We start from the raw sequence: 2479 nt of genomic DNA on the forward strand, positions 1-2479 counted from the left end.
GCCGCCCTCGACCAGACGATCGTCTCCACCGCGCTGCCGACGATCGTCAGCGATCTCGGCGGCATGGACCACCTGTCCTGGGTCGTCACCGCGTACATGCTCGCCGCGACGGCCGCGACCCCGCTGTGGGGCAAGCTCGGCGACCAGTACGGCCGCAAGAAGCTGTTCCTCACCGCGATCATGATCTTCCTGGTCGGCTCGGCGCTGTGCGGCATGGCGCAGAACATGCCCCAGCTCATCGGCTTCCGCGCGCTCCAGGGCCTCGGCGGCGGCGGGCTCATGGTGCTGTCCATGGCGATCGTGGGCGACCTGGTCTCGCCCCGGGAGCGCGGCAAGTACCAGGGGCTGTTCGGCGCGGTCTTCGGCGCGACCAGCGTCCTCGGCCCGCTGCTCGGCGGTCTGTTCACCGAGCACCTCAGCTGGCGCTGGGTCTTCTACGTCAACCTGCCCATCGGCGTGATCGCGCTCCTCGTCATCGCCACCACGCTGCACATCCCGGTGCGCGACACGAAGCACACCATCGACTATCTCGGCACCTTCCTCATCGCCTCCGTCGCCACCTGCCTGGTCCTCGTCGCCTCGCTCGGCGGCACGACCTGGGCCTGGGGCTCGCCCCGGATCGTCGGGCTCGCGGTGCTCGGCGCGGTCCTCGCGGCGGCCTTCGTGGCCGTGGAGAAGAAGGCGGTGGAGCCGGTGCTTCCGCTGAAACTGTTCCGGATCCGCACCTTCGCGCTCTCCGCGGTCATCAGCTTCGTCGTGGGCTTCGCGATGTTCGGCGCGATGACCTATCTGCCGACGTTCTTGCAGGTCGTGCAGGGGGTCAGCCCGACGATGTCGGGGGTGCACATGCTGCCCATGGTGTTCGGCATGCTCCTGTCGACGACCGCCTCCGGGCAGATCGTCAGCCGCACCGGGCGCTGGAAGGTCTTCCCCGTGGCGGGCACGGCGGTCACCACGCTCGGCCTGCTCCTGCTGCACCAGCTGAACGAGAACAGCTCCACGGGCGAGATGAGCGCGTACTTCTTCGTCTTCGGCCTGGGCCTCGGCCTGGTCATGCAGGTGCTCGTGCTCATCGTGCAGAACGCCGTCAGCTACGAGGACCTCGGCGTCGCCACCTCCGGGGCGACCTTCTTCCGCTCGATCGGCGCGTCCTTCGGCGTCGCGATCTTCGGCACGATCTTCACCAACCGGCTCGGCGACAAGCTGACCGACGCCCTCGCCGGACAGCAGCTGCCGCCCGGCCTGAGCGTGGGCGCCCTGGAGGCCGACCCGCGCGGCATCGCCCGGCTCCCCGCCGACCTGCGGCCCGGCGCGCTGTCGGCGTACGCGTCCTCGATCACGGACGTCTTCCTGTACGCGGCGCCGGTCGCCCTGCTCGCCTTCGTCCTCGCCTGGTTCCTGAAGGAGGACAAGCTGCGTGGCTCGGTCACGGCGCCCGACCCGACGCAGACGCTGGCCAGCAACCCCGTGGAGCGCTCCTCGTACGACGAGTGCGCGCGGGCGCTGTCCGTGCTCGGCACGCGCGAGGGCCGCCGCGCGGTCTACGAGAAGATCACCGCGCGGGCCGGGTACGACGACCTGCTGCCCGCGTCCGGCTGGCTGCTGCTGCGGATCGCGCGGCACGGGTCCGTCGAGCCCGGGGTGCTCGCCGAGCGCACCACCGTCCCGCTGACCGTCATCACGGCCGCCGCCCGCCAGGTCGAGGAACGGCACCTCGCCGAACGACAGGGCCTGGAGATGATCCTCACCGGGCGGGGCCGCGAGGTCGCGGGCCGGCTCGCCAGGGCCCGCGAGGAGTCGCTCGCCGAACTGCTCGGCGACTGGTGGGGCCCCGAGCGGCCGACCGATCTGGCCCAGCTGGTCGAGGAGCTCAGCGCCGAGCTGTGCGGCTCGGAGTCGGAGCGCCCGCACAACGGTTCGGCGCCGGTCCGCGCGGCCTGACCACCGTCGGCGCGCGGCCCGCGGTCACGTCGGCCCGTGGTCGCGTCGGTCCGCGGTCACGTCAGCGGCTTCGCGAACCAGTGCTCGGAGTACTGGTCGTGGTTGTACGGCTCGGTCTCCTCGTACCCGTGCCGCGCGTACAGCGTGCGGGACTCGATCAGGTCGCCGCGGGTGTCGAGGACCATGCGGGCGGCGCCGAGCGCGCGGGCGGCGTCCTCGGCGGCGGCGAGCAGGGCGGGNNNNAAGACGCGCTTGAGCTCGGCGGTACCGGCGTCGAGGAGCCGCACGCCCGCGGTACCCGCGGGCTCACCGTCGTACCGCGCGACGAGCAGCACACCGCCCGGCGCCGCGAGATCGGCCCCGCTCTCCGCCGCGATCCCGCGCTCCAGCTCCGCGGGGTCGGTCGGCCGCCCGTCGTGCAGCAGATACCAGCGGTCGCTGACCTCGGTGTAATACGTCCGCCAGAGCGCGGCGGCGACGGACGAGTCGTACGCCTCGGGGGCGACGGTCCAGGAGCCGTCCGGCGCGGTGGGGGCGG

At 72.3% G+C, this 2479-nt stretch carries 3 pseudogenes; 1 reads left to right on the forward strand and 2 read right to left on the reverse strand.

Annotated elements, in window-relative coordinates:
* Window positions 1–1941: pseudogene (locus AOK22_RS33025) on the forward strand (DHA2 family efflux MFS transporter permease subunit); the annotation flags it as partial.
* Between the two features lie 56 nt (window positions 1942–1997).
* On the opposite strand, the pseudogene AOK22_RS43215 reads toward AOK22_RS33025, so the two are convergent.
* Window positions 1998–2180: pseudogene (locus tag AOK22_RS43215) on the reverse strand (GNAT family N-acetyltransferase); the annotation flags it as partial.
* Between the two features lie 4 nt (window positions 2181–2184).
* Window positions 2185–2479: pseudogene (locus AOK22_RS43220) on the reverse strand (GNAT family N-acetyltransferase); the annotation flags it as partial.

It is taken from the genome of Streptomyces silaceus, from assembly GCF_001419745.1.
Lineage (GTDB): Bacteria > Actinomycetota > Actinomycetes > Streptomycetales > Streptomycetaceae > Streptomyces > Streptomyces silaceus.